Below are 26,305 nucleotides of genomic sequence, written 5' to 3' on the forward strand. Positions count from 1 at the left end.
GCCCATCACCTGCTTTCGAGTGCTGCGTGCGCAGCAGCCAGCCGGGCCACCGGGACACGACGCGGCGAACATGAGACATAGTGCAGTCCAACAGAATCAAGGAAGGCGATCGACGCAGGATCGCCACCATGTTCGCCGCACACGCCGAGCTTCACCTCGGGTCGTGCCTGCTGCGCACTGCGGACGGACATCGAGATCAACGCCCCGACACCATCGGTGTCCAGTACGGCGAAGGGACTGTCGTCGAGCAGTCCGTGTTCGAGATAGTGGGTGAGCATGGTCTTCTCGACGTCGTCCCGCGAGAACCCATAGGTGAGCTGCGTCAGATCGTTGGTGCCGAACGAGAGGAACTGCGCGTCTTCGGCCAACGATTCGGCCAGCAAGGCGGCGCGGGGTGTCTCGACCATGCTGCCCACGAGATACGGAATCGTCACCCCGGTGTCCTGTTCAACCTCCGCTGCGGCCGAACGCACCTGCTCGATCGCTTTGGACAGCTCGCCGGGCAGTGACACCAGCGGGATCATCACCTCGAGTTGTGGTTGCAGCCCTTCGCCGTTCACGGTCACCCACGCCCGGAACAGCGCCTCGGCCTGTGCCGGATACAGCTTCTGTTGCACCATCGCGAACCGCACACCCCGCAATCCGAGCATCGGATTCGATTCATGGGTGTCGGCGGCGCGCTGGGCTTGCGCCTCGTCGCGGTACTCGCCGTCGGCAGGCAGGAACTCGTGGAGTGGAGCGTCGAGAAGGCGAACCGTGATCGGCCGGTTCCCGACCACTCGCAGCAGGTCGGTGAAGTCGCTCTGCTGGGCGGTGGTGAGAGCGGCGATCGCCTCGATCTCCTCAGCCTCCGATTCTGCGAGCACAAGGCGCTGCACCAGAGGAAGCTGATCGCCGAGGAACTGATGTTCGGTGCGGCAGAGGCCGATTCCTTCGGCACCGAGCCGAAACGCCGTTGCGGCGTCCTCGGCGTTGTCTGCATTGGTGCGCACCCTCAGGCGCCGGATCTCGTCGGCCCACCCGAGCAGTACCTCGAGTTCGGCCGATGGCTCGGCGGGGCGGATCGTCACGGTGCCGCAATACACGTCTCCGGTGCGCCCGTTGACCGACACGGTGTCGCCTTCACGGAGCATCACCTCACCGGCGGTGACCGTGCCGGCGTTCGCGTCGATGCGCAGCGTCGTCGCTCCGCAGACAGCCGGTCTTCCGGCCCCCCGTGCGACAACCGCGGCATGCGATGCCAGACCGCCGTTCGATGTGACCACCGCGGTGGCCGCGAGCAGGGCAGGCACGTCTGCCGGGCTCGTCTCGGATGCGACGAGGATGACGTTCTTGCCCTGGCCTGCGAGCTGAATCGCGCGGTCGCTCGACAGGGCGATCTCACCGATTGCAGCGCCGGGAGAGGCCGGTAGCCCGCGTGTGAGCAATTGTTCGGACCCGGTCAGTTTGAGCTGGGCGTGCAGGAGATCTTGCATCAGGTCTGGTTCGAGCATGCGAACGGCTTCGCTGCGGTCGATGGAGCCTGCGGTCGCGAGATCCACCGCGAGGTGTGTGATCGCGCGTGGGCCGGGGTGTTCGACCGCCTGGGCACTCAGCAACGCCAGCTGGCGGTCTCGCACCTCGAACTCGACCCCTGCGACTCCACGCAGATGCGGCTCGAGGGTTGCGAAGATCTGGTCCAGGATCTGGACGCCGCCCGGTGTCTGGTCAAGGGGGTCACCGGGGCCCGGATTCGGGTCGGCCCGGCGAACGCCGAGATGAAAGACGCCGTGGGGTGCGAAACGGCCGGTCTCGAGGTCGCGGCTGATGGCCGATCCGTACCCGGACTCGTTCCACGAGCCCAGACGCAGCGCTCGGACATGCAGGGCAATCCCGAGATCGTCGGGGAGCGACAACGCCCTACGGGCCCGCTGGCCTCGAGGTGACGCCCACCGAGCCAGCATCGCCTTGGCCGCCAGGCCCAGTTGTTCGGCCGGGTCGGCGGGAAAGGGTGCACCTGTCGATTCTTCGATCAGCTCCAGCAGCGCGGGCACCTGGGCCCTGCTGTCGGGATGGTCGTCCGCGAGGTCGTCGAGGTCATCGACATCCACGTCGAGCGCGTTCTCGGCGACGAACCGTAGATTCGCGGCCCAGGAGTCGTAGATGTCGCGTTCGCGTCCGATGACCTCCACCAGCGCGTCGATGTTCCGGCTGGACAAGCCGATGACCGAGATGGCGGGCGGTAGAGCCGACACGGGTACGGGCGCGCTGCAGCGTAGATGCATGAGCATGGGCCGACGCTCTGTACGCACAGCCGGCCAGATGCCCCGGACCGCGAGCTTTTCGAGCAGGTCGATCGCCGTGGTGGCGGTCTGGTGATCCTGCAGGCCGGATCCGGCGCCGATCGGCACCGTCAATCCCGGGACGACGGGCAGGCCGAGGGCGACGAGGTTGTCCATCTCGACGCCGTGCACCCCGAGCACGTCTGCGCCGAGTCCGCGGGCACGTCCCTGGCCGTACGGGACGGCGGCGCGGGTCGTTGCCGGGAATGTGTTCTCCGACAACGTCATCGGGATGAACCCGAAACGAGCTCCTCCTCGAGTGCCTCGTCCTCGGCGCGGGTGACACCGAGCATCATCAGAACGTGCTGGTGCAGCCACATCCAGACGGTGTGGTAGCCGTCGGTGAGGGGTGAGGTGAGGGATGCGGTGTCGCCGTCGTCGAAGCGTTCGAGCGCGACTCCGAGACGGTCGCGGTAGTCGGTGAGTTCGGGGGCCTGTTTGCCTGCCCGGCGCAGCATCTTCGAGACCGCCGAGTGGATGTCGTCGAGACGATCCCGGATGGAGGCGTCGTACTGGGCGTCCGAGTGGTCGTTGGCCGAGCCGTCCGGTCGGCACTGCCATGCGGTGCACAGTTCACGCAGCTGCCGGTTGACGGGAAGAAAGGCGTGGAGGAAGTCCCGCACGGCCTGCTCCTGCGCGCTGCCCTCCGGCAGACGGACCAGGCGGCCTGCCTCCGCAATACCCGCGGGGGTCGGCATCACCATCGGACCCTTGGCGATGGCATGCCCGGCGTCTACGACTATCTGCAGCTCAGGGGCGATCGGCCCACGGGACATGCCCTTCACAACAAGATTGACCAGCTCGGCTGACGCGGTGGCCGGTGCAGAGTTGTTGATCGCGAGGTCGTTCATGGTGCTCCTCGAACGGGTCCCGGCTGCGGGACGGCGGATGGCGAGAGTGGTCGGTGCCTCGCTCTCGGAGACTGTGACCGTGCTCATAACGTACCCAAATAGTAGTGGAAGTCAAGAAAGAACGCCCAAACTATGTACAGACTTGAAACCGAAGAGTTACTTGACACCGAATCCGCAAAGTAGTTTACGCTGGCTGTGATGGCCGCCACTCGGTGTTCATCGCACGACGAAGTGGAGGCGCCCCCAATGGACGATCGCACCGAGCTCTATATCGACGGCACGTGGGTGCCGTCGGACGGTGGAGGCACGATCGACGTCTTCGAGGCGGCGACCGGCGGCCTGCTGGCCCGCGTCCCTGCAGGTACAGAAGCTGATGTCGACGCTGCGGTGGCAGCGGCGAAGAGGGCGTTCCCGTCGTGGTCACAATCGCCGGTGGCCGACCGCGTTGCGCTGCTCCGACGCTTCGCCGACGAACTCCTGCAGCGCGAGGACGAGTTGGCCGAGACGATGGCGCGAGAGGTCGGAACCCCCATCGCACGGTCACGGAGCGTGCAGGTGGGCCTGGGCGTGACGATCTTCCGAACGATGGCCGACGTCCTCGAGACACTTCCGATGGAAGAACGGCGCGGAACGTCGTTGATCCTCAAGGTTCCCGCAGGTGTGGTCGGTGCGATCACTCCGTGGAACTACCCCCTGTACCAACTGGCGGCAAAAGTCGCCCCGGCGATCGCGGCAGGATGCACCACCGTGGTCAAGCCCAGCAGCGTTGCTCCGCTTGCTGCCTTTGTGGTCGCCGACATCGCCCACGCCATCGGATTGCCGCCCGGCGTCCTCAATGTGGTGTCGGGTTCTGGTGGCCGAGTCGGCGAACGGCTCGCCGGACACCCGGACGTCGATCTGGTGAGCCTCACCGGGTCGACATCCGCCGGAGCTCGAGTCGGCCAATTGGCTGCAGCCGGAATCAAGAAAGTGACTCTCGAGTTGGGAGGGAAATCGGCGTTCATCGTGGCCCCGGATGCGGACATGGACGCGGCGCTGAACGCCGCTGTTCGTAGCTGTTACGTCAACAACGGCCAGACCTGTACGGCCACCACCCGGTTGCTCGTCCCGGCCGACCGACTCGACGAGGTGGAGCGGCGACTGGTGGAGTTGGTCGGCTCTCAGACGATCGGCGACCCCCTCGACGAAACGGTCGATGTGGGACCGATGGCCTCGCAGGACCAGCAGCAGTCGGTGCTCAAACATCTCGCGGACGTGCCGGCGGATGCGAAGTTCCTGGTGGGCGGCCCCGGCGACGTGGACGGGCTCGATGAACGGCTGCGGTCGGGCTACTTCGTGCGTCCGACCGTGGTCAGTCGCGTGGACAACAACACCCCCATCGCCAGGGACGAGGTGTTCGGCCCGGTGCTCGCCGTCCTCACCTATCGGGACATCGATGACGCCGTCGCGATCACCAACGATTCCGAGTACGGGTTGTCCGGTGCGGTGTTCGCGGCAGATGACGACCAGGCCATCGCGATCGCCCGGCGCCTGCGCACAGGGCAGGTCTCGATCAACGGCGGGCGGTTCAACGCCATGGCCCCGTTCGGCGGCATGAAGAAATCGGGCATCGGACGTGAACTCGGCCCCGATGGGCTCGACGAGTACTTCGAGAAGATCTCACTTCAGCTGCGTAGCTGAACCCGCTCCCCGCACCGACCGACCCTGCTGCCCTGAACACCTGTAGACAAGGAACCGACCATGACCGAGACGGCACATGTGGAGATCACCCGCTTGATGGCAAGGTTCGCGCGGGGTATCGACCTGCGGGACTGGGATCTGTACCGCTCTGTGTTCACCGATGAGATCGACATCGACTACACGAGCTATCGCGCCGGGAACGAAGGCCGCTTTCGCGCCGAGGACTGGGTGCAACGCGGACGAATGCTGTTCCCTGGTCTGGCCGCATCCCAGCACTTCCTGTCGAACCTCGACATCGACATCGACGGCGAGGAGGGCACCGTGACCTCCTACGTGCGGGCCGAGCACGTACTGCCCAACACCGCCGGAGACGCGATGTTCACGATCGGCGGCTATTACACCGACGGGGTGGTGCGGGTTGGCGGAGAGTGGAAGATCCGGAGCAAAAAGCTCACGGTGCTGTGGAACTCGGGAAATCCGCAAGTTCTCGCACTTGCCCGCGACCGGGCCGCCGAACTGCTGGCGGCCGCCTGATCACATCTGGCGCACGGGGTCTGTGCCGTCCCAGTTCACGGCGGCATCGGCGACCGTCCGATACAGGCGCAAGATGGACGGCCTGGGTTCGTAGATCTCCACCAGGTGGCCCAGTTGCGGACGGGCATCGTGAAAGGCGAAGTCATTGCCGTTCGGGGTGGTCGCAGAAAGCAGTGCCGGCCACCCTGATTCGGCATACAGACGCTGTTGCTCGGCGAACGACTCCACCATGATCGCCACGTGATGCACTCCGTCCCGGATGGCGGTGGTGGCCGCGAACGCCGCGGGCTCTGCGGTGTGGGTCTGCACCAGTTCGATCTGCAATCGACCCCATTGGCCGTAGGCGGACGAGTGGTCGAAAGCGCCCGGCTCTCCATCGGGGCCCAGCGCGCCGGTGATGCGGTTGCGGCGAACGAAAAATGGCCCGGCGCCGAGTCGTGATGCGAATTCCTCGGCTGCGCCGGCGACATCGTCCACCATGTAGGCGATTTGTACGACGGTGCCCAGTTCGACGGTGCCCAATTCGACATCGATCACAGAAGTCCACTCTCCTCTACCACTCGGTAACTTCTATCTGACTGTAGATACCTGTTGTCGCAACGGTGCCGGGTTGCCGACGGTGACGCGGGACAGCTGCCGCGGTGTGCATGAATCTCCCGGTCAGAGCGGAAAATAACAAATTCAGCAAACGCTGGACATATCCATGTACATACTTCACTATGATCCAGGTAACACAAGTGATGTTCAAGTAACTCTCCTCACGTAGGTAGGCCAACATGACAGACGCGCTCAGCATCAGCGGCCTCTCGAAAACTTTCGGCGGCCAACGAGCCCTCGATGGTGTCGATCTCTCGCTCGCCCCCGGTGAAATCCGTGGACTGGTGGGGCAGAACGGGTGCGGTAAGTCGACACTGATCAAAGTTCTTGCTGGATACCACGATCCGGACCACGGTGCGAAGATCACCGTGGCGGGAGATGAGCTGAACCTCGGAGTCCCCGGTGGTGGGGAGGCCGCCGGGCTGCGCTTTGTCCACCAAGAACTGGGCCTCGTCGAGAGTCTGGATGTCGTCGACAACCTTGCGCTGGGCCACGGTTACAAGCGCACTGCGGTCGGCACCATCGACAACCGCGCAGAACGGGCCCAGGCCAAGGAAGCGCTCGCCGAACTCGGATTCGATCTGAACCTCAAGAAGCTCGCCGGTGCCCTCACCATGAGCGAGCGGACCATGCTGGCCGTCGCACGCGCGGTCCAGGGCCGCAGCGGCGACACCCACATTCTCGTGCTCGACGAACCGACCGCCAATCTGCCTGCGGCCGAAGCGGTTCGCTTGTTCGAGCTGGTCCGCAAGATTCGGGACCGCGGGGTGGCCGTACTGTTCGTCTCGCACCACCTCGGAGAGGTTTTCTCGCTGTGCGACAGCGTGACCGTGATGCGCGACGGCAGAGTTGTGACCACGCGACCCCTCGAGGGGCTCGATGAACCCGGTCTGGTGGAACTGATGATCGGCCGCCGAGTCGAGGAGTTCCTCGCCGAGCCCGAAGAGACAACACATGCCGGAGCGCCTGCGCTCGAGGTCGATGCGCTCACCTGTGGTGCCGCACACGAGCTCAGCTTTGCGATCCATCCCGGAGAGGTCCTCGGGATCGCTGGGATCACCGGTTCAGGCCGCGAACACATCGTCCCGGCGCTGTTCGGCGGCGAGAGCCGCGCAGGCGTGGTGACGATCGACGGCAAGGTCATCGAGCAGGGCCGTCCCGATCTCGCGATGTCGGCGGGGATGGGTTGTGTTCCCGCAGAACGTCTCAGCAACGCCGCGTTCGCGACCGCATCGTTGCGCGAGAACGTGTCCGTGGCCGATCCGTGGGCGTACACCAGCGGTGGCTGGCTCCGTGCGGGACGTGAGAAGTCCGATGTGGCAACGTGGCTCGAACGTCTTGGGGTGCGTCCGACCGGTGACACCGAGCGGGCCCTCGGCACCCTCAGCGGCGGCAACCAGCAGAAGGTCATGCTGGCACGCTGGCTGCGCCGCAACCCGCGTGTACTCCTGCTCGACGAACCGACCCAAGGGGTCGACATCGGCGCCAAAGCCGACATCCATGCGCTGATCGACGACGCCGCGGAGAAGGGTGCCGCCGTCCTGGTGGTCTCCACCGACCACGGTGAGTTGACGAGGCTGTGCGACCGCGTGATCGTCCTGTCCGCCGGACGGGTCGTGGACGATCTGCGCCGGCCGCGCATCGACCCCGATCGACTGACCGCCTCCACTCTCAAGAAGCCCGTACTCGCCGAGTCCTGAGCCCTCCGCGGCCGCCGTCTCGCGGCATCGCAGCGGACCCGATGCCCGATCCGCCGCAGCGACACCCCCTCTACCTCCGGGCACCACTTCGGTGAAAGGAACACCATGACAACACAATCCCCTGAAGAGACGGCGACATCACCGAAGGGTCCACCGCCCACGGGCGGCCATCAGGCGGGGCGCGGCAGGCGCAAGATCAACCTGGGTCTCGACCGGTTCAGCGGAATCTATGTGTGGGTTGCCATCATCGTGCTGTTCGCGATCTGGATCCCCGACACGTTCATGACCGAGGGCAACTTCCGGATCATCGCCGGAGACCAGGCGATCACCGCGATGTTGGCGATCGGATTGATCGTTCCCCTGGCGGCGGGAGTCTTCGACCTCTCGATAGCCGGCGTGATGGGCTTCTCGGTGGCGATGGTCTCGTACCAGCTGTCCAAGGGGATCAGCGCACCGATCGCGATCATCACCACGTTGCTCTGTGGGGCCCTGATCGGTGCGGTCAACGGGTTCGTGGTGGTCAAACTGAACGTCGACTCCTTCATCGCGACCCTTGGTATGTCGAGCATCCTTCTGGCAGGCACATATTGGGTCACCGACGGAAAGCAGATCACCGAGGGGTTCACCGACGGCTTCCTCGATCTGGGCAGCAAGCCCTTCCTCGGACTGCCCCTTCCGTTCTTCTACATGATCGCCGTCGCCGCAGTGATGTACGTGATCTTGGAAAAGACTCCTCTCGGCCGGTACCTGTACGCCACCGGTGGTAATCGCCAGGCGGCCAGGCTCGCCGGACTTCGGGTGGAACGGATCATGTTCGGCGCGTTGGTCACCTCGGCAACCGTCGCGGCCCTAACCGGCGTCATCCTGGCTGCCAAACTGGGGACCGCCGCGCCTGACATCGGACCCTCCTATTTGTTGCCGGCGTTCTCCGCGGTGTTCCTCGGTTCCACTCAGATCCGGGCCGGAAGAGTCAACGTGCTCGGCACGCTGATCGCCATCTACCTCCTGGCGACGGGCGTCAAGGGGTTGCAGCTCGCAGGTGCGCCCAGCTACGTCAACGACCTCTTCAACGGTCTCGCCCTCATCGTCGCCGTCGCCCTGGCGGCCCGCACCGCCCGTCGCGCCTGACGGCCCGGTCTCGAAACGTCTTCTCCACCCGGCCTATCGGCCACCCCTCGAAAGGAATCCATGTGAAAACGACAACCTGGACAAAGGCGTTCGTTGCCGTTGTCTCCGCGAGTCTGTTCGCCACCGCGTGTAGCAGCAGCGACGACGGCGGCTCCAGCCAGCCGGCAGACATCGCCGCCGCGCAGGCCGTGACCGATCAGTACGAGGCCGCGCCGACCAACCTCGTGCTCGACACCCCGCTGAGCAAGGCCCCCGAAGCGGGTAAGTACGTCATCAGCATCGAGACCCCGCAACCGATCTCGAGTGCCAAGGACGACGCCATCCAGCAGGCTGCCGATCTGCTCGGCTGGCGGTACCAGCGGATCATCATGGGAACCGACGCAGAGGCCGCACCCAAGGCGATGGATCAGGCCATTGCGCTGAAGCCGGATGCCATCCACTTCTCGGGCACCCCGGTGTCGATGCTGAGCAAGCAGATCGAGTCCGCGAAGGCGGCCGGGATCACCGTGATCGCCGACAGTGTCGGTGACGAGCCGATCCCCGGCGTGATCTCCACATCCTTGGATGGAACTGCGCAGGTGCAGGAGTGGGGAAAGATGGTGGCCAGTCAGGTTGTCGTCGACAGTGAAGGCGACGCGAACGTCGCGGTCTTCACGATCACCGATTACCCGATCCTCAACGTCTTCACCGATGCCTTCACCGCGCAGATGAAGGCGCAGTGCCCGGGCTGCAAGGTCGAGATGGTCAATCAGCAGGTCACCGACCTCGGTACCAAGACCCCTCAGAGCGTGGTGAGCACGCTGCAGCGAGACCCGAACATCAACTACGCGGTCTTCTCGTTCGGTGACCTCGTGCTCGGCGTGGACGCGGCACTGCGAGGTGCCGGCCTGCAAGACCAGGTGACCTTTGCCGGTCAGACCCCCACACCGGACAACCTGAAGTCGCTGGAAGACGGTGACAACAGCGTGTGGGTCGGTTTCCCCGTGCAGATCCTCGGGTGGCGCGTGCTGGACATGCTGGCCCGCTCGTTCAACGGCGATGACCTGGGGCCCGCGGACGATGCATTCCTGCCGACCCAGCTCCTCAACAAGGACAACATCGGATCGGCGGTGATCGACGACAAGACCGGCTTCTATGTCGGAGTCGCCGACTACCAGGACCAGTTCAAGGCCCTCTGGAAGAAGTGATCTCTGTGTAGGTGAGGAACTGCCCGGGGCGAGCACGATGCCCCGGGCACTTCCGCGCCATCGGTGAGACGCCCCGAATGATCGGAACCAGTATGGAACAGCCTCCACAGCAACGAATCCTGTCGTTGTCACACCTCTCGGCGATTCAGGTGCCGCCGCCCCAGTTCATCGAGAACGCCGCGGCGGCGGGATTCAACGCAGTCGGACTCCGGGTGGCACAGACACCACGAGACCGCGGGTTCCAGTTGCTGGAGGGTTCGGCACTCCTCCGCGACACCAGGCAGGCGTTGCACGACAACGGAATGCGCGTCCTCGACGCCGAGGTGATCAAACTGCACCCGGGTAGCTCGCGCGAGGACTGGATGCATGTGCTCGAGGCCGGACAGGCTTTGTCGGCGTCGTATCTGCTCGTGACCGTTCTCGACGACGACTACCAGCGGGCCACCACGCTGTTCGGTGAACTCGCGGCTGCCGCAGCCGATCATGGTCTGCGGTGCTGTCTCGAACCGATGATCTTCAGTGCCGTCCGCGACATGGATGCCGCGGCTCGGTTCCTGGCCGACGCGGGTGACGGCGGCTCGGGCATCCTGCTCGACGCGTTGCACGTTGCGCGGGCCGGCACGCCGATCGACGACATCGCAAGGCAGTCGCCCGACCTGTTTCCGTATTGCCAGTTGTGCGACGCACTTTCGGCCGAACCGGCCACCGATGAGAACGCAGCGATCACCGAAGCGCGCCAGCATCGGCTGGCGCCCGGTCAGGGTGTGCTGCCATTGGCCGATCTGGTCCGCGCATTGCCGCCGACGGCCGCGATCAGTGTCGAGGCGCCGTCTGACCGCGGCACCGCCGATCCCCGTGGGTGGGCGGCCGAGCTGGGTGCCGCTGCTCGTGAGCTCTTCGAGTACCTGGATCTCGACCGAACGGCAGCTGCGGGTCACTGACCCCAACAGACTGCGGACCGTTCAGGCCACAGACCAACAAGCCCATCGGCCCATCTGGACGACAAAGACACACAACAGGACGAAAGTGGAAGTCATGACACATCAGACCCGCCCGTTTCGATTCGCCGCGCAGGTCTACCGCGCGAACACTGGCAAGGAGTGGCGCGATGTGGCCCACAAGGTCGAGGACATGGGCTATTCGGCGCTACACGTCTCAGATCACTACATCGGGCCTGGCGCTGCCCTGGACCCCACCGGCCACCGGCCGGTGACGATGGCCCCGATCACGAGCATGGCCGTGGCGGCCGAGGTGACCGAGACCCTGAAGGTGGGGTGCCGAATGTTCTGCACCAGTTACCACGAACCGGTTGTGCTGGCCAAAGAGGCTGCAACGCTTGCGATGTTCGCGCCCGACCGGATCGAGATCGGGTTGGGAGCGGGATGGCTCGGGGCCGAATACGAAGCCATGGGTATCGATTTCCCTTCGGCGGGGTCCCGGGTGGACCGTCTCGAGGAGACGATCGAACTGATCGCCCAGCAGTTCCGGGGCGAGCAGATCGACGTGGACGGCAAGATCGTCAAGGCCACGGGGTTTGCTCCGCTGCCCGTACCCGAGACCGCGCCCCCGATCATGGTCGGAGGCGGCGCTCGCCGGGTCCTGACGCTCGCCGGTAGGACCGCCGACATCGTGAGCATCAACTTCAACAACCGTTCGGGTGTCCTGGGTTCGGACAGTGTGCTCACGTCCACCGTCGAAGAGACCCACAAGAAGATGGGCTGGGTTCGGGACGGCGCCGGCGATCGGTTCGGAGACATCGAGATCGAGACCGGCGCGTATTTCGTGGCGATCGAGGGCAAGACCGACGTCACCGAAGAGGCCTTGATCGATCGCACCGGCTTCAGCCGAGCTGAGCTCCGGGCATTTCCGCATGCTCTCGTCGGGTCCGTCGATGACATCTGCGAGCAGCTCGAACAACGTCGCGAGGAGTTCGGATTCTCCTACTTTACGATCGGTGATAGGGCCTACGAACAGTTTGCGCCCGTGGTCGAGCGCATGAGCGGGAAGTGAAGAGCATGGTTACCGACGGACAGAACAAGTACGTACACATGGTGGCGCCGCAGACAGCAGAAACCGCGCTGGAGGCCGACCCGGTCCCAGCGCCGAACGGCGTGGTCGTCGACATCGGCTATTGCGGAATCTGCGCCACCGACACCCACGGCTACGCATCCGCCGGCCTGCCGCCTGCCGTCTTCGGACACGAGTGGATGGGAACGATCAGCGCGGTCGGTGAGGAGGTCACCGGACTCTCGGTCGGGCAACGTGTGGTCGCCGGTGTCGGGCCGGCGTGTGGCCAGTGCGCTCAATGTCGCGCCGGGCATGCGGCTCACTGCGACCTCGCGTTCGCCGAAGCCAACGGGATCACCGACGACGCCCCTGCGCACGGCGGGTTCGCGACAAAGCTCAAAGTGTCTGCGCGCAGGGCCATTCCGATCCCAGAAACGATCTCGGACGAGGAGGCGGCCCTGATGGAGCCGGCCACCGTCACCTTCCACGCGGTCAAGCGCGCAGGTATCCGCCTCGGTGCCGCCGTGGTGGTGCAGGGAGCGGGACCGATCGGTCTGCTCACCGCCCAGCATGCGAGGGTGGCGGGTGCCGGCAGGATCATCGTGAGCGAGCCTTCGCCCGCTCGACGCTCGGCGGCCGTCGATCTGGGGTTCACCGAGGTGGTCGAGCCGGGCGATTTGAAGGCGCTGCTCACCGAGGCCACCGATGGACTGGGCGCGGATGTCCTCTTCGAATGCACAGGCGTGGCCGAATTGCTCCAGCCCTCGGCCGAACTGGTCCGTCGAGGCGGAACCCTCGCATTGCTGGGCTACCCGGGTACCAATTCGTCGGTGAGCTACGGAGACTGGCAGAGCCGAGAGCTGACGGTGATCGGTTCCCTGGCGTATTCGCACGAGGATTTCCTCGGCGCCATGACACTCATCGCCGCCGGCCGGGTGGATGTGCGCTCCCTGCACACGGGCACCATCGGCCTCGATGAGCTGGTACCCATGTTCGCCGAACTGGATTCGGGAAAGAGCCGTCACGCAAAGGTTCTGGTGGACCCCCGCCGCTGACCATGTGACCTCATCAAGCCTGCGGGGGCCCAGCCGATCCGTTCAGACCGGGGCGGGCACCGGAACGGTCTGGCCGCTCCCGCAGGTGGCGCCCCCATCGACCGGGATCGCGGTTCCCGTCACGAACGACGCCAGCGGTGAGGCTAGGAACGCGATCACCTCGGCGACCTCACGTGCGGTACCCCAACGGTGCAGCGGCACCATGGCTTTGAGCGACTCGTACCGCTCCGGCGTGTTCTCTTCGATGCGTTTGGTCATGCCCGTGCTGATGGGCCCCGGGCAGACGCAATTGATCCGGATCGAGTCGTTGGCCAGGTCCAGTGCCAGCGACTTGGCGAGATTGACGACGCCCGCCTTGGCCGCGGCGTAGGGCCACCGGTTGGGCTCTCCGCCCATGGCGGTGGCGGACGAGGTGATCACCACGGAGCCACCGCCTGCCCGGCGGAAGAAAGGGATCGATTCGCGGATACCGAGGGCCACCGCACGGAGATTGACGTCGATCGACCGGTCGAAGACATCCATGTCGAGGGTCTCGATCGAACCCGACGCCGGAACTCCGGCATTCAGGATCAGCGCATCGAGGGTCCCGAATGATTCGACGGCCACCGACATCGCGTCGCGGTTGTCGACGCTCAGCGTGACGTCGCCGACGAAGGGCACTGCGTGGTCGTTGCCGCTGAGCCAGTCCAGGCTGTCGGCAGACCGGTCGAACGCGACCACGCGACCGCCGCGTTCGAGGATCAGCTCGGCGGCGGCCCGGCCGATGCCGGAGGCGGCACCTGTCACAACCGCGACGAGTCCGGTTGCATCCGAACCGTTCTCGGCCTGGGTCATGACGGCATCTCGATGATCGCACGTCCCACGATCTCGCCGCGCGCGAGAGCCTTGTACGCTTCGTCCGCCTGCTCGAGCGTGTACCGACGGGTGATGACGCGCTCGGGCTCGACGATGCCGCCCGAGACCATGCGGAGCAGCGCCGGCATGTCACGCCGTGCCTTGGCTCCGTACGAACCATGGATCTCCAGCTTGCGGCGAACCAGCCGGGCGAGGTCGATCTCTCCTGAGGAGCCGACGGGGGCGATGCCGACCACCACGGCGCGACCACCGTCGTCGAGGATCTCCATCGCCGTGGCGAAGGTGTGTTTGTTGCCCAACGCCTCGAAGGCCACGTCAACACCGTGGCCGTCGGTCAGCGCCCGAACCTCGGCGACCACGTCGGTGGTGCTGGAGTTGATGGTATGGGTTGCACCGAGTGCGGCAACGGCTTTGAGCTTCTCGTCGTTGACGTCGATGGCGATGATCTGCGCCACTCCGGCGGCCGCAGCGAACTGTACGATCGACGACCCCACGCCTCCGGCAGCGATCACTGCGATGCGGTCACCGAGTTCGAGCTCTGCATTGTTGACCGCGCCCAGCGCGGTGAACGAGCTGCATCCCAGAATCGACACCTCACCGAGGCCGACACCATCCGGAACCTTGAAGGCGTCAGAAGCCGGGACCACGCAGAACTCGGCCAACCCGCCCATCGAGTACATCGCAAGTGACGTACCGTCCTCGCGCGCCAGCCGGGTCTCGCCGTCGTAGAGAGTGCCGTTCAGTCGATTGTGCGCAAAGAACTTCTCGCACAGGTCCTCCAGTCCGCGCACGCAGTGACGACAGTCACCACACGGCATGATGAAGCTGCAGACAACCCGGTCGCCGACAGCGACGTTGTCCACGCCATCGCCGATCTGCTCCACCACGCCGGAGACCTCGTGCCCGAGTACCGCGGGTGCCGGGAACTTCACCTCCGACTTGAGCACGTGCAGGTCGGTGTGGCACACGCCGCAGGCGGTGACCTTGAGAAGAATCTCGCCACGGCGTGGCTCGGGTCGGGGGATGTCTTCAATCGTGAGGTCGGGGCCGTCTCCGGCCCACACCGCTGCCTTCACTTACACACTCTCCTTCGCCAATTGTGCTGCTGCCGACTCTTCTTCGGCGGTCTCGAGCAAGGTGGCCAGCCGGGCGGGCGCCTGTGCCCAGTCTCGGGTGGACCGCATCTCGTCCCAGAAGTTGATCTCGACGATGAACTGTTCGGCGCCGGCAGCGACTGCCGTCCGGATGTCGCGGCGGACGCCGTCGACACCCTGGCCACCGGAACCGACCGCATCGGTCGGCCGCTGCAGGTACGAGCGCAAGAAGAGGCGTACGGGGGCGAGCTGATCCGGCCGCACCTCGCGCATGGTCTGCAGTTGATCGAGCAACGCCTCCGCGGTCCCGCTGCTGGGATTCCAGACGTCGAACAATGCTGCGGTACGGGCCAATCCGGCAGCCGAACGCAGTCCGGACAACAGCGGCGGGTGAGGCTGCTGCACCGGCTTGGGCCGAACCACCGACCTGGGAATGTTGAAGAAGTCGCCTGAGAACTCGACAGGGTCGGGGCCCCAACATGCCTGGACCGCCGCGACCAGCTCGCTCATCCGTCGTCCGCGTGTGCGCGGATCCACATCCATCTGTCCGTGCTCTTCGTCCGACCAACCCGCGCCGAGCCCGGCGACCAGTCGTCCGCCGGACAGCACATCGAGCGTCGAAAGACGCTGAGCCAGTTCGATGGGTCGGTGATACCCGGCCACCAGAATGCTGCTGCCGATCATCGCCTTTTGTGTGCACGCGGCAACAAACGCCATGAGCTCGGTGGCGCCGAGCACCGAGCGGTAGGCGGGGTGCACGGTGGTGGTGTGCCTGCCGCCGTAGATCGATTCGTTCTGCTCTGGGTAGAACAGGTGCTCCTGAACCCACAGGCTGCTGAAACCCAGTTCCTCTGCGGCAACGGCGAAGTCGCGCACCGCCGTCGCGTCGACGTGTTCTCCGAGCTGGGGGAGGGTGAGACCGACCTTCAGGGTCACAGTACGGTCACTGTCCCGGTGTTGCCGTCCACCTCGATCATCGCGCCGTCTGGGATACGTGCGGTCGCATCTTGGACCGAGACCGCACAAGGAATGCCCAATTCGCGACAGACGATCGACGAGTGGGTGATGGTGGCCCCGACGTTCACCACAACGCCACCGGCAAAGACGAACAACGGGGTCCATGCCGGGTCCGTCTGCGGGGCGACGATGATGTCGCCCTCGGCGAGATCGCCTGCGTCATAGGGGTCGTGAAGTACTCGCGCTCGGCCCCGGCTCACGCCCGGAGCGCCACCCACGCCACTGAGAGTGTCACCCGGCAGGGCGGGCTCCGATTTGTGTTCGGTCCGGCGCGGCCACTGTGACAAGGGGAGCGGCTCGAACAGGAAGAACGGCGGTTCCAGGTCGAACAACTGGAGGTATTGCTCGCGACGCTCGGCGATGGTGGCCGAGAACGACTCGGGGTCGGCAGCGAAGTCGTCGAGCTCGGTGTCGAGCAGCATGGTGATGTCGTGGTGGTCGTCCATCACTCCGCGAGCGACCATGCGGTGCCCCAATTCGTAAAGTGCCGCTCTCATCTCACCCATCACCTTGACGCACGATGTCTTGGTTCGTTCGCGCCATGGCATGAACTTGGTGATCGACTTGGCTGCGTCGAGGAAGCTCTGGCGGGTGTCTGCATCGGGCATTTTGTCGGCGAGTTCGGCCGTGAGCGCGATGCGCTTGGCCTGGTTGCGCTCGAGGATCAGCTCTGGATCGGCATCGTCGGGACTCAGACGCATGCCGTTGATCGCCATCAGTGCGAGAACAGGTTTGGTCTCCCAGCTGTCCGAACGGATGTCCCATTCGTTCGGTGCCCGGGAGCCGTACTTGTACAAGAAGTCGTCGAAGTCGATGCGGAACTGCTTGGCGTCGGGGGAATCGCTGGCGTCAACCGCGTCGAGCACAGTGGCGAGACCGCCGTCGAAGATGGTGGTCAGCTCGTCGGAGGCAGCGACAAGGCGGCCCATCTTCCACATCGCGAAAGACGGAGCGGCCGAATCGACACCGCCCAATCCGCTCAGCAGATCGCCGAGTTTGTCGCTCTCACCGATGGCCTCGAGCAGGGCGCCGGCCACTGCCGGTCCCATCGTGGACAGTGTGGTGGTGACCGGGTGATAGGCGTAGCAGAAGACCAGGTCGGGAACGAATGATCTTGCGTGGTCGACCAATTCCTGATCGCTCAGGCCGCTGAGGTCAGGACGCTGCTCACGCGCGAGGTCGGCGCGGCGCTTGGTCTCTTCGGCCTCGGGATACGTATCGGCGGTCAATGCCCATGCGGTCTTCTCGGCAAGACCCGCGGTCAGTTCAGCGTTTTCGTGGCCGGGTTTCGGCTCGTACTCCGGCAGGTCGGGGTGGTCGCCCACCCAGAGGCGGTTCCACACCGGCACGGTCAGGCCAGGTAGACGAGCGCCGTTGAGTTCGGTCATCGAGAAGTTGGTGTAGTGGTAGCCGCCAAAGTTACCGATGATCTCGGGCATCGTCTCGTCGATCTCGGAGGCCAGGTGGGTTCCGAGGTGCTCGACGTAGCCTTCGCGCCACCCGATGTTGAGACCCTTGTTCCACACGAGTGTCACGTTCAGCGGACTCGACGGGTCGGGCAAGACCTCTCCCGCGTTGGCCCGCGTGTAGACGGGGTAGCGCTCACTGAACTCCCAATCGGTGATCCAGTGGTCGGCGCGTGGCGCGTTGGTCATCGAGTCCTCCTGAAGGCGGCTGACGGACTGTATTTCAAGTCACACTATAGAAACATCGCCCAAATAGAAACATGTACAGAGATATTGCGCAGCAAGTTGAGCAACATTCTCCACCGCCTGCCGATTCTGACTAACTTGACTGTCCATCTAGTAAGTGAGGGTAAAACATGAGAGACTCAGCTCACATACCTCGCCCCACCGTGCCTGCCCGTGCGGTGTGATTCGCCGTTCCCGGCATCGTCCCGACAAGAGAGGAACGCCCATGTTCACAAAGGTCCTGGCCGCCAACCGTGGCGAGATCGCGGTCCGCGCATTTCGTGCCGCCGTTGAACTGGGTGCGTCCACGGTTGCCGTCTACCCGTACGAAGACCGCAACTCGGCCCATCGCGCCAAAGGGTTCGAGGCGTATCAGATCGGTGAACCAGGCCATCCTGTTCGCGCCTACCTCTCTGTCGACGAGATCATCTCGGCCGCACAACGTGCTGGTGCCGACGCGATCTACCCCGGATACGGGTTCCTCTCCGAGAACCCGGACCTGGCCGCTGCCTGTGCAGCTGCGGGGATCACCTTCGTCGGCCCGTCAGCGGACATACTCCGGCTGACCGGAGACAAGTCGCACGCGGTTGCCGCCGCCCGAGCCGCCGGGCTGCCGGTGCTGGCCTCCTGTGCGCCATCCGATGATGTCGACGAGCTGGTCGCCGCAGCGGAGGGAATGCGCTTCCCTGTGTTCGTCAAGGCGGTTGCCGGCGGCGGCGGCCGAGGAATGCGACGTGTCGCCGACCCGGAGTCACTCCGGTCTTCCATCGAGGCTGCATCGAGAGAGGCGCACACGGCGTTCGGTGACGGCACCGTCTTCCTCGAACAGGCGGTGGTCAACCCCCGGCACATCGAGGTCCAGATCCTGGGTGACAGCAGCGGCGAGGTCATCCACCTCTTCGAGCGGGACTGCTCGTTGCAGCGGCGACACCAGAAGGTTGTCGAGGTGGCTCCCGCGCCAGGACTCGATCCCGAACTGCGCGAACGTATCTGCGCCGATGCGGTGAAGTTCGCTCGGCACATCGGATACACCTGTGCAGGTACCGTGGAGTTCCTCCTGGACCCGTACGGCAATCACGTCTTCATCGAGATGAACCCGCGGATCCAGGTGGAGCACACCGTCACCGAGGAGATCACCGACGTCGATCTGGTTGCGGCGCAACTGCGTATCGCATCGGGCGAGTTGCTGACCGACCTTGGCCTGACGCAGGAGTCCATCGAGATCCGCGGCGCCGCCATGCAGTGCCGCATCACCACCGAGGACCCCACCGACGGGTTCCGCCCCGACACCGGCCGGGTCACGGCCTATCGCACACCTGGCGGCTCCGGCGTCCGATTGGACGGCAGTGTCGGACTCGGGTCGGAGATCGGTTCGCATTTCGACTCGATGCTGGTCAAACTCACCTGCCGAGGACGCGACTTCGCCACCGCAGCGGCCCGCGCCCGGCGAGCGATCGCCGAGTTCCGTGTGCGTGGCGTGGCGACCAACATCCCTTTCCTGCAGGCAGTCCTGGACAATCCCGACTTCCTGGCCTGGAGGGTCGACACGTCCTTCATCGAGAATCACCCGGAACTGTTGACCCAGAACGTCTCCGCGGACCGGGGCACCCGCATCCTGCGCTACCTCGCAGACATCACCGTCAACCGGCCACACGGCGAGCGTCCGTCCACCGTCTATGCCGTCGACAAGCTGCCGGCGGTGGACGTCGGCAACCCACCTCCGGCCGGGTCGCGGGATCGGCTGCTCCGCCTTGGACCGACGGTGTTCGCGGCAGACCTCCGTCGCTCGACAGCTCTGGCCGTCACCGACACCACATTCCGGGATGCCCATCAGTCCCTATTGGCAACGCGCGTACGAACCCGTGATCTCGTCGCCGTTGCGCCCTATGTTGCCCGGATGACCCCGCAGCTGCTGTCTGTGGAGGCGTGGGGAGGGGCGACATATGATGTGGCGCTGCGCTTTCTGCACGAGGACCCGTGGGAGCGACTGTCCGCGCTACGTGAGGCAATGCCGAACATCTGCATCCAGATGCTGCTGCGAGGCCGGAACACGGTGGGATACACGCCGTACCCCGACGAGGTGACCCATGCGTTCGTTCGCGAGGCGGTAGACACGGGTGTCGACATCTTCAGGATTTTCGATGCGCTCAACAATGTCGACCAGATGCGCCCGGCGATCGATGCGGTTCGCGACACGGGCACATCCGTTGCCGAAGTGGCGATGTCGTACACCGGCGATCTGACCGATCCAGATGAGGATCTGTACACGCTCGACTACTACTTGCGACTCGCCGAACAACTGGTGGAGGCCGGCGCACACATTCTCGCGATAAAAGACATGGCCGGTCTGCTGCGTCCCCCGGCCGCAGCCACCCTTGTCACAGCACTGCGTTCACGTTTTGATCTACCGGTTCATCTCCACACCCATGACACCCCGGGCGGTCAGTTGGCCACGTACCTCGCGGCCTGGGACGCAGGGGTCGACGCCGTCGACGGTGCCAGCGCCGCGCTGGCCGGCACCACCAGTCAGCCCGCGCTGTCGGCGATCGTGGCCGCGACCGAGCACACACCACGTGACACCGGGCTCGATCTCAGCGCCGTGTGCGACCTCGAACCGTATTGGGCCGCAATCCGTTCGAACTATGCGCCATTTGAGTCAGGACTCCCCGCACCCACCGGCCGCGTGTACACCCACGAGATCCCGGGCGGGCAGCTGTCCAACTTGCGCCAGCAGGCCTCGGCGCTCGGCCTGGCCGATCGGTTCGAGGACATCGAGTCGGCCTATGCCGGCGCCGACCGGATTCTGGGCCGATTGGTCAAGGTGACCCCGTCGTCGAAGGTGGTCGGCGACCTCGCGTTGGCGCTTGTCGGCGCCGATGCGACAGCCGACGACTTCGCAGCCGAACCGTCCTCTTACGACATCCCGTCGTCGGTCATCGACTTCCTCCGCGGCGACCTCGGCGACCCCGCCGGTGGTTGGCCCGAGCCACTGCGGTCTCGGGCGCTGGCCGGTCGGGCCGAGCCAAGAGCGGTCACACCCCTCACGGAACAACAGCTGTCGGGCCTGTCGGGACCGAGCGAGGTCAAGCGGGAAACGTTGAACCGGCTGCTGTTCCCCGGCCCGACAACGGAGTTCGAGAACCACCGCGACAAGTTCGGAGACACCGCGCAGTTGTCGACCAATCAATACTTCTACGGCCTGCGGCAAGGCGAGGAGCATCGGGTGCAACTCGAACCCGGCGTGGAGTTGCTGATCGGTTTGGAAGCCATCTCCGAACCCGACGCCCAGGGCATGCGCAACGTGCTGTGCATACTCAACGGTCAGCTCCGGCCGGTGCAGGTACGTGACCGCAGCGTCGAGACCACCACTCGTGAAGCCGAAAAGGCCGATCGCACCGACCCGGGGCAGGTACCGGCGCCCTTCACCGGTGTGGTCACGTTGTCGGTCAAAGAGGGCGACGCCATCGAGCAGGGTGAATTGGTGGGAAGCATCGAGGCGATGAAGATGGAGGCCGCGATCACCGCACCCCGCTCAGGCACCGTCAGCCGTGTGCCCATCAGTGGTGCAGCACAGGTCGATGGTGGCGACCTGCTTCTGGTTATTGCCTGACCCGCGGGCCAGATCCTCCGGTTACGGCCACATCCTCCGGTTACAACCGGAGGATGTGGCCGATGTCGGAGGGGATGTGTAGCCGACGACTCAGGACACCAGCGCGGCGGCAACTGTCTCGGCGTGCACGGCGGTGTTGCCGAACAACAATTCGCTCGTCTTGGCCCGGCGGAAGTACCTGTGCAACGGGTGCTCCCATGTGAAGCCGATGCCGCCGTGGATCTGCACGGACTCCTCGGCCGAGAAGGTCGCGGCTCGGGAGGCGAGTACCCGCGCGGTCGCAGCAGCGACGAACAGCTCGCGGCTACTGCGGGAATCGGCGTCGGCGGCATCGAGTACAGCTGCCTCGGCCAGTTCGATCGCCACCAGCATGTCGGTGAGTCGATGTTTGATCGACTGAAAAGACCCGATGGCACGTCCGAACTGTTGCCGGGTCTTGGCGTAATCGACAGACATCTCCAGGCAGGCGCGTGCAGCCCCCACCTGCTCAGCGGCGAGCGCGGTGATGGCGATGGCCTGCGCCCTGTCGAGACCCGCTACGAGGTGGTTGCCGCCGACGCGCTGCGCTGATGCCCCGGTGAACTCGATCCGCGCAAGTGGCCTGGTGAAGTCGAGTGATTCACGCGCGGTGCGTGTTACGCCGGCGGCGTCACCGCCGATGACCGCCAACTCCGGACCCGAGGGTCCCTCGGCGACGACGACGAGCAGATCAGCATCGGCTCCGGCGACCACGGCCTCCTGCCCGCCGTCGAGAACGATTGTGTTGTCGTCACCTCCGGACGCGGTGATCGACGTGGACGCAAACGGGTATCCGGTCACGAGTGCGGCGGTCACGCTGCCATCCGCGATCGTCGGAAGATGTTGTGTCTTCGCGGCATCCGAACCTGCGTGCAGCAGTGTGAAACCTGCCAGGATGACCGAGGAGAAGCACGGAGCGGCGCCGAGTGACCGGCCCAGTTCGGCCATCACCACAGCGGTGTCCTTCAGGGTGAACCCTGCTCCGCCGTAATTCTCCGGGAACGGGACCTCGGTCAGGCCCATCTCCAGCAGCGAGCCCCAGACGTTGTCGCCGGCTGCGGTGCGGGCCAGCGAGGACCTGAGACTTGATTCGAGATCGCGCTGTTCGACCGTCAATTCGAGAGGCATTGCCGATCTCCTAACGTGGTTCGCGGGGCAGTCCGAGCCCGCGTTCGCCGATGATGTTTCGCTGGATCTCGTCAGAGCCGCCCGCAATGCGATAGCCGGGTGCGCCCAGGAGGTGTTCGGTCCAGGCGAATGTGTTCGGCTCTCCGGTGTCGGCGAGGATCTTCGGGCCGAGGAACGAAGCGGCGGCGTCGCCGATCCGCTTGAGGTTCTGGGTCCAGACGAGTTTGCCGATCGAACCCTCCACTCCCGGAACGGCTCCGGATTGCTCACGTTCGGCGTAACGAGCCACCATCAGTGCCGAGGCGCGCTCGTAGATCGCAGCGTCTGCCAATTGCTGGCGTACCAGGGGATCGTCGGTGATGCCCAGACTCTTTGCCAGCCGCACCAGATCGGCGCTGTTACCGCCGGCGCTGACGATACCCGCGCTCGAATTGCGTTCGAAGCCGAGCGTGGTGAGCGCGACCTTCCAACCGTCACCTTCGGCACCGATGCGCAGCGAGTCAGGGATTTCGACGTCGGTGAGGAAGACCTCGTTGAAGGTCGATCCACCGGAGCTCTGCCGAATGGGTCGTACATCGACCCCGGGCGCGTCCATCGGAACCATGAACGCCGTCATGCCACGGTGTTTGGCCACGGTGGTGTCGGTGCGGGCGATGAGCAGGCCCCACTCGGAGAACTGTGCACCCGAGCTCCACACCTTCTGCCCGTTGATGCGCCAACCATCGCCGGTGGCCACAGCTTTGGTGGACAGCCCGGCCAGATCGGAACCGGCGCCGGGCTCGGAGAAGAGCTGGCAGCACAGTTCGTCGGTGCGAAGGAATGGCCGGACGAATCGCTGTTGTTGATCCTCGGTGCCCAGCGCATGAAGCGTGGGTGCCACCAATTCGACAGTGACGAGCACGGTTTCGTGACGGTCCGGCGTGATGTACTGCCGCTCGAGGCCGACGTACACGCGTTCGTGGCTGGCAGTCAGTCCTGCGCCACCCCATTCCGGACCCCAGGTGATGGCGCCGAACCCGGCATCGACCCTTTTCCGTTGCCAGTCCCGGGCGGCGTCGATCAGGTCGCGTTCCTCGTCGTGGGTGTGGTTGTGGAAAATTGCGTAGTTCGGGTCTGCGGCCACCGCCGGCCCCGTCTCCCGCCGGTCGAGGTGCTCGTCGAGCCACGCAACGCACTTTTCGGAGAAGGCGTCGACGTCGATCACCTGCGCGTCGACGGATCCACTTGATCCCGGGCTCGGGGTCATGGCTTCTTTCCTTTCGACATCTCGGCGATACGGGCCTCGACTGCCTTCTTGGAGTCGGGGTGCTCGGACAGTCGCACGGTGAAGGTCTGTTCGAGTTCGTACCCGCGTTTGAGATCGACGTCTTCGCACCCGTTCAGCGACTGCTTTGCCAGGGTCAGCGCGTATCGGCTCTTGGCGGCGATGACGCGCGCCCGCGACATCGCGACCTCGAGGAGCTCGTCATGCGGTACCACGTCGAGGGGCGCACCCCAGCTGCGCAAGGTCTCCGCATCGACGGGCTCCGCGGTGAAGAACATCCGTCGCATCGCCTGCTGCGGAAGCATTCTGGCGGTGAACCGGCCTCCTCCGAGCACGCCGACACCCATCTCCGGAAGGCCGAACGTCGCCCGGTCGGAGGCAACCACGATGTCGCTGAGCGAAGCCAACGCAAGACCACTGCCGAGAGCGGGACCGTTGATGGCAGCGACAACGGGTAACGCGCAGTCGTACAGCCCGAACAGTGCCCGTCTCACGCTGCGCATCTCGACGTCGCCGCTGACCGAATCCATCACCCGGAAGTTGCCGAGATCATTGCCCGCGCAGAAGATCCTGCCGCGGCCGGTGAGGACGATGGCGCGGATGTCCTGGTTGTCGGACAACATGTCGAAGACTCGTGCGATCTCGTCGTACATCTGGGTGTCGATCGCGTTCACCTTGCCGCGGGCAAGTTCGACGAGTGCGATACCCGGTTCCGGCTCGGTGACGACGAGATGTTCGATCCCAGGTGTCTGAACGGTCATTCGGCCCCTATTTCTCGTGTGTTGCGGCGAATTTCATCGCCGTCATCTGGGGTGGGAGCGCATCCCGATCGCGGGTCCAGTCGCGCAGCGCAAACTTCTGCACCTTGCCGCTGGCCGTCTTCGGCAGCGAATCGACCACGAAGACGCTCTCCGGGATCTTCTGCACCGCGATCTCTCGTTCGAGAAGAAAGCGGTGCACCTCGGGCAGTGTGAGATCGCGCTGATCCCGGGTCACCACAAACGCACACCCGCGTTCACCGGTCCGGGCATCAGGCCCGGCGACAACGGCCACCTCGACAACAGCCGGATGCTCGCTGAGTTGGTTCTCGACGTCGTGTGCGCTGATCTTCTCGCCCGAACGATTGATGACATCTTTGATACGTCCGACGATGTGGATGCCGCCGCTGCTGTCGAAGCGACCCAGGTCACCGGTACGGAAGAAACCGTCGTCGGTGAAGGCGGTCTCGTTCAGGCGCTCATCGAGGTATCCGAGAAAGGTGTCCGGCCCGCGCCAGAGGATTTCGCCCACCGCCCCTGTGGCAACGGACGTGCCGACGTCGTCGGCGACGATCACCTCCGTGGGTGAGATCGGCCGACCATCGGTCTTGGTGCGCAGATAGATGGGGTCCCATCGGTCGGACGCCGTGACAGACGGGCCCTCGGTGGCGCCGTACATTCTCGTGACCGTACCCAGCCGCTCGGTTGCGGCGGCGGTCAGCGAGTCGGGGATATCGGCTCCGCCACAAGCGATGTAGCGGATGGAAGGGGTGTCGAGCTCCGCCGCGGTGGCTGCGTCGAGCAGGCCCCGGAGGAAGGGCGTCGAGAAGATCATGAAGCTGGCGTGCTCGGACCGGATGAGATCCAAGGCGGCCTCGGAGTCCCAGATATCCTGCAGCACAACCGTTGTGCCGAGTAGGAACGGCAGCGTCAGCGCGCAGTTCACCCCGGTCACATGGGTGACCGGTGATGGGTTGAAGATGACGTCGCGCTCGTTCAATCCGAACCAGGTGATCATCGACCGGTTCTCGTAGACGAGGGTGTTGTGGCTGTGCAGAACGCCTTTGGGGTCAGCGGTGGTACCAGAGGTGTACAGCAACAGGCAGATACTGTCAGGGTCGGCCGGCGGTAGATTACGTACTGCCGAAATGGCTTGCGGGGTGGCCGACCTCGTCAATTCGTCCAACGTGGTGCCGACTGCCGCGTTGACGGGGTTTTCTTCGATGGAGACGACAAGCTGCAGGTCGGGAAGGTCGGTCACCAGGTCCCGGTACATTGCCCCGAAATCGAAACCACGGTGCGTTCCGGGGATGAGCACCACCTTTGCGCGAGCCTGCCCGAGGATGAATCGGAGTTCCCGGGCTCGGTAGATGGGAACGATCGGGTTGGCGATGGCGCCGAGCTTCATGACGGCCTGAAACGCGATGACCGCTTCGGCGCAATTGGGCAGCTGGAACGCCACGACGTCGCCGGATCGCACACCGCGACCTCGCAGTGCTGCCGCGAGCCGTGCCGACGCGTCGTCGAGTTCACCGAAGGTGATGCGACGCGCACCGTCGATCACCGCAACAGCGTCTGGGTATCGAGCGGAGGCTTGCTCGAGGAAGTGGGCGACGGGCTGATCGCGCCAGTGCCCGGCATTCCTATAGCTCTGCGTCAGAGCAGCATTCGGTGGCCGTGTGGGATACATGACCACCTCCTCGCCCCCGTGAGTACTTTTCTGACACGGACTACAGTATCTAATCCCGCTAACTATGTACAGACTTGGCGCACATCACACTGTCCGTAGGTATGGTTAGCACTGCGAGAC

Annotated in this window: 20 protein-coding genes; 9 read left to right on the forward strand and 11 right to left on the reverse strand. The window is 64.9% G+C overall.

Annotated features, from left to right (window positions below):
- Window positions 1-5 precede the first annotated feature (5 nt).
- Both WIMU1_RS07985 and WIMU1_RS07990 read right to left on the reverse strand, forming a co-directional pair.
- Window positions 6-2,549 carry a putative PEP-binding protein gene (locus tag WIMU1_RS07985; RefSeq protein ID WP_062796302.1) on the reverse strand — a complete coding sequence of 848 codons (2,544 nt, stop codon included), beginning with the start codon at window positions 2,547-2,549 and terminating at the stop codon, window positions 6-8.
- Complete coding sequence (locus WIMU1_RS07990) at window positions 2,546-3,259, reverse strand: hypothetical protein (RefSeq protein ID WP_243404439.1); 714 nt, start codon at window positions 3,257-3,259, stop codon at window positions 2,546-2,548. Before WIMU1_RS07990 ends, WIMU1_RS07985 begins: the two co-directional genes overlap by 4 nt.
- 159 nt (window positions 3,260-3,418) lie before the next feature.
- Between WIMU1_RS07990 and WIMU1_RS07995 the strand changes: the two genes are divergently transcribed.
- Together WIMU1_RS07995 and WIMU1_RS08000 are read left to right on the forward strand one after the other, a co-directional pair.
- Window positions 3,419-4,852, forward strand: coding sequence for an aldehyde dehydrogenase family protein (locus WIMU1_RS07995; protein ID WP_062796304.1), 1,434 nt, complete (start codon window positions 3,419-3,421; stop codon window positions 4,850-4,852).
- A 60-nt stretch (window positions 4,853-4,912) separates the two neighbouring features.
- A complete protein-coding gene (locus tag WIMU1_RS08000) occupies window positions 4,913-5,386 on the forward strand; it encodes a nuclear transport factor 2 family protein (RefSeq protein ID WP_023958628.1) in 474 nt (157 codons plus the stop codon).
- Here WIMU1_RS08000 and WIMU1_RS08005 read toward each other — a convergent pair whose 3' ends face one another.
- Entirely contained in the window at window positions 5,387-5,923 is a 537-nt protein-coding gene (locus tag WIMU1_RS08005; protein ID WP_245968889.1) for a VOC family protein, read from the reverse strand.
- A gap of 239 nt (window positions 5,924-6,162) precedes the next feature.
- Here WIMU1_RS08005 and WIMU1_RS08010 point away from each other — a divergent pair, with 239 nt between their 5' ends.
- From WIMU1_RS08010 to WIMU1_RS08035, 6 genes are all read left to right on the forward strand, one after another.
- On the forward strand, window positions 6,163-7,683 hold the full coding sequence (locus WIMU1_RS08010; protein ID WP_062796305.1) for a sugar ABC transporter ATP-binding protein: 1,521 nt from the start codon (window positions 6,163-6,165) through the stop codon (window positions 7,681-7,683).
- Between the two features lie 105 nt (window positions 7,684-7,788).
- Window positions 7,789-8,811, forward strand: a complete 1,023-nt coding sequence (locus WIMU1_RS08015) for an ABC transporter permease (RefSeq protein WP_051721164.1) — start codon at window positions 7,789-7,791, stop codon at window positions 8,809-8,811.
- A gap of 62 nt (window positions 8,812-8,873) precedes the next feature.
- Window positions 8,874-9,998 carry a sugar ABC transporter substrate-binding protein gene (locus WIMU1_RS08020; RefSeq protein WP_062796307.1) on the forward strand — a complete coding sequence of 375 codons (1,125 nt, stop codon included), beginning with the start codon at window positions 8,874-8,876 and terminating at the stop codon, window positions 9,996-9,998.
- A 92-nt stretch (window positions 9,999-10,090) separates the two neighbouring features.
- Window positions 10,091-10,939: a sugar phosphate isomerase/epimerase family protein gene (locus tag WIMU1_RS08025; protein ID WP_245968890.1), complete on the forward strand. Its 849-nt coding sequence runs from the start codon at window positions 10,091-10,093 to the stop codon at window positions 10,937-10,939.
- 94 nt (window positions 10,940-11,033) lie between these two features.
- Window positions 11,034-12,008: a TIGR03621 family F420-dependent LLM class oxidoreductase gene (locus WIMU1_RS08030; protein ID WP_062796308.1), complete on the forward strand. Its 975-nt coding sequence runs from the start codon at window positions 11,034-11,036 to the stop codon at window positions 12,006-12,008.
- 5 nt (window positions 12,009-12,013) lie between these two features.
- Window positions 12,014-13,060 (forward strand): zinc-dependent alcohol dehydrogenase, encoded by a 1,047-nt coding sequence (locus tag WIMU1_RS08035; RefSeq protein WP_062797449.1) that lies wholly within the window; start codon window positions 12,014-12,016, stop codon window positions 13,058-13,060.
- Between the two features lie 42 nt (window positions 13,061-13,102).
- Here WIMU1_RS08035 and WIMU1_RS08040 read toward each other — a convergent pair whose 3' ends face one another.
- From WIMU1_RS08040 to WIMU1_RS08055, 4 genes are read right to left on the reverse strand one after another with little or no spacing between them, the layout of a single operon-like run.
- Window positions 13,103-13,894: an SDR family NAD(P)-dependent oxidoreductase gene (locus WIMU1_RS08040; RefSeq protein ID WP_062796310.1), complete on the reverse strand. Its 792-nt coding sequence runs from the start codon at window positions 13,892-13,894 to the stop codon at window positions 13,103-13,105.
- Window positions 13,891-14,991, reverse strand: a complete 1,101-nt coding sequence (locus tag WIMU1_RS08045) for a zinc-binding dehydrogenase (protein WP_062796312.1) — start codon at window positions 14,989-14,991, stop codon at window positions 13,891-13,893. Before WIMU1_RS08045 ends, WIMU1_RS08040 begins: the two co-directional genes overlap by 4 nt.
- Entirely contained in the window at window positions 14,992-15,945 is a 954-nt protein-coding gene (locus tag WIMU1_RS08050) for a TIGR03619 family F420-dependent LLM class oxidoreductase (protein WP_243404436.1), read from the reverse strand.
- Window positions 15,942-17,681: a PEP-utilizing enzyme gene (locus WIMU1_RS08055; RefSeq protein WP_062796314.1), complete on the reverse strand. Its 1,740-nt coding sequence runs from the start codon at window positions 17,679-17,681 to the stop codon at window positions 15,942-15,944. Before WIMU1_RS08055 ends, WIMU1_RS08050 begins: the two co-directional genes overlap by 4 nt.
- Window positions 17,682-17,943: 262 nt before the next feature.
- Between WIMU1_RS08055 and WIMU1_RS08060 the strand changes: the two genes are divergently transcribed.
- Window positions 17,944-21,327, forward strand: coding sequence for a pyruvate carboxylase (locus tag WIMU1_RS08060; protein ID WP_062796316.1), 3,384 nt, complete (start codon window positions 17,944-17,946; stop codon window positions 21,325-21,327).
- 90 nt (window positions 21,328-21,417) lie between these two features.
- Here the strand turns inward: WIMU1_RS08060 and WIMU1_RS08065 are convergent, their stop codons facing one another.
- Genes WIMU1_RS08065 through WIMU1_RS08080 form a run of 4 tightly spaced genes read right to left on the reverse strand, consistent with a single transcriptional unit; the run spans window position 21,418 to window position 26,185 of the window.
- Window positions 21,418-22,473, reverse strand: coding sequence for an acyl-CoA dehydrogenase family protein (locus tag WIMU1_RS08065; RefSeq protein ID WP_062796318.1), 1,056 nt, complete (start codon window positions 22,471-22,473; stop codon window positions 21,418-21,420).
- 10 nt (window positions 22,474-22,483) lie between these two features.
- Window positions 22,484-23,719: an acyl-CoA dehydrogenase family protein gene (locus tag WIMU1_RS08070; RefSeq protein WP_062796323.1), complete on the reverse strand. Its 1,236-nt coding sequence runs from the start codon at window positions 23,717-23,719 to the stop codon at window positions 22,484-22,486.
- Window positions 23,716-24,498: an enoyl-CoA hydratase-related protein gene (locus WIMU1_RS08075; RefSeq protein WP_062796325.1), complete on the reverse strand. Its 783-nt coding sequence runs from the start codon at window positions 24,496-24,498 to the stop codon at window positions 23,716-23,718. Before WIMU1_RS08075 ends, WIMU1_RS08070 begins: the two co-directional genes overlap by 4 nt.
- Before the next feature lie 7 nt (window positions 24,499-24,505).
- Window positions 24,506-26,185 carry an AMP-binding protein gene (locus WIMU1_RS08080; protein WP_062797453.1) on the reverse strand — a complete coding sequence of 560 codons (1,680 nt, stop codon included), beginning with the start codon at window positions 26,183-26,185 and terminating at the stop codon, window positions 24,506-24,508.
- Window positions 26,186-26,305 lie beyond the last annotated feature (120 nt).

This window comes from Williamsia muralis NBRC 105860 (assembly GCF_001598915.1).
Classification (GTDB): Bacteria; Actinomycetota; Actinomycetes; order Mycobacteriales; family Mycobacteriaceae; genus Williamsia; species Williamsia muralis.

Bases quoted from the DNA above. Each gene is read 5' to 3' on its own strand.
- WIMU1_RS07985 (WP_062796302.1), bottom strand. From the start codon at position 2,549: ATGACGTTGTCGGAGAACACATTCCCGGCAACGACCCGCGCCGCCGTC.
- WIMU1_RS07990 (WP_243404439.1), bottom strand. From the start codon at position 3,259: ATGAGCACGGTCACAGTCTCCGAGAGCGAGGCACCGACCACTCTCGCC.
- WIMU1_RS07995 (WP_062796304.1), top strand. From the start codon at position 3,419: ATGGACGATCGCACCGAGCTCTATATCGACGGCACGTGGGTGCCGTCG.
- WIMU1_RS08000 (WP_023958628.1), top strand. From the start codon at position 4,913: ATGACCGAGACGGCACATGTGGAGATCACCCGCTTGATGGCAAGGTTC.
- WIMU1_RS08010 (WP_062796305.1), top strand. From the start codon at position 6,163: ATGACAGACGCGCTCAGCATCAGCGGCCTCTCGAAAACTTTCGGCGGC.
- WIMU1_RS08015 (WP_051721164.1), top strand. From the start codon at position 7,789: ATGACAACACAATCCCCTGAAGAGACGGCGACATCACCGAAGGGTCCA.
- WIMU1_RS08025 (WP_245968890.1), top strand. From the start codon at position 10,091: ATGGAACAGCCTCCACAGCAACGAATCCTGTCGTTGTCACACCTCTCG.
- WIMU1_RS08030 (WP_062796308.1), top strand. From the start codon at position 11,034: ATGACACATCAGACCCGCCCGTTTCGATTCGCCGCGCAGGTCTACCGC.
- WIMU1_RS08035 (WP_062797449.1), top strand. From the start codon at position 12,014: ATGGTTACCGACGGACAGAACAAGTACGTACACATGGTGGCGCCGCAG.
- WIMU1_RS08040 (WP_062796310.1), bottom strand. From the start codon at position 13,894: ATGACCCAGGCCGAGAACGGTTCGGATGCAACCGGACTCGTCGCGGTT.
- WIMU1_RS08055 (WP_062796314.1), bottom strand. From the start codon at position 17,681: ATGACCAACGCGCCACGCGCCGACCACTGGATCACCGATTGGGAGTTC.
- WIMU1_RS08060 (WP_062796316.1), top strand. From the start codon at position 17,944: ATGTTCACAAAGGTCCTGGCCGCCAACCGTGGCGAGATCGCGGTCCGC.
- WIMU1_RS08065 (WP_062796318.1), bottom strand. From the start codon at position 22,473: ATGCCTCTCGAATTGACGGTCGAACAGCGCGATCTCGAATCAAGTCTC.
- WIMU1_RS08070 (WP_062796323.1), bottom strand. From the start codon at position 23,719: ATGACCCCGAGCCCGGGATCAAGTGGATCCGTCGACGCGCAGGTGATC.
- WIMU1_RS08075 (WP_062796325.1), bottom strand. From the start codon at position 24,498: ATGACCGTTCAGACACCTGGGATCGAACATCTCGTCGTCACCGAGCCG.
- WIMU1_RS08080 (WP_062797453.1), bottom strand. From the start codon at position 26,185: ATGTATCCCACACGGCCACCGAATGCTGCTCTGACGCAGAGCTATAGG.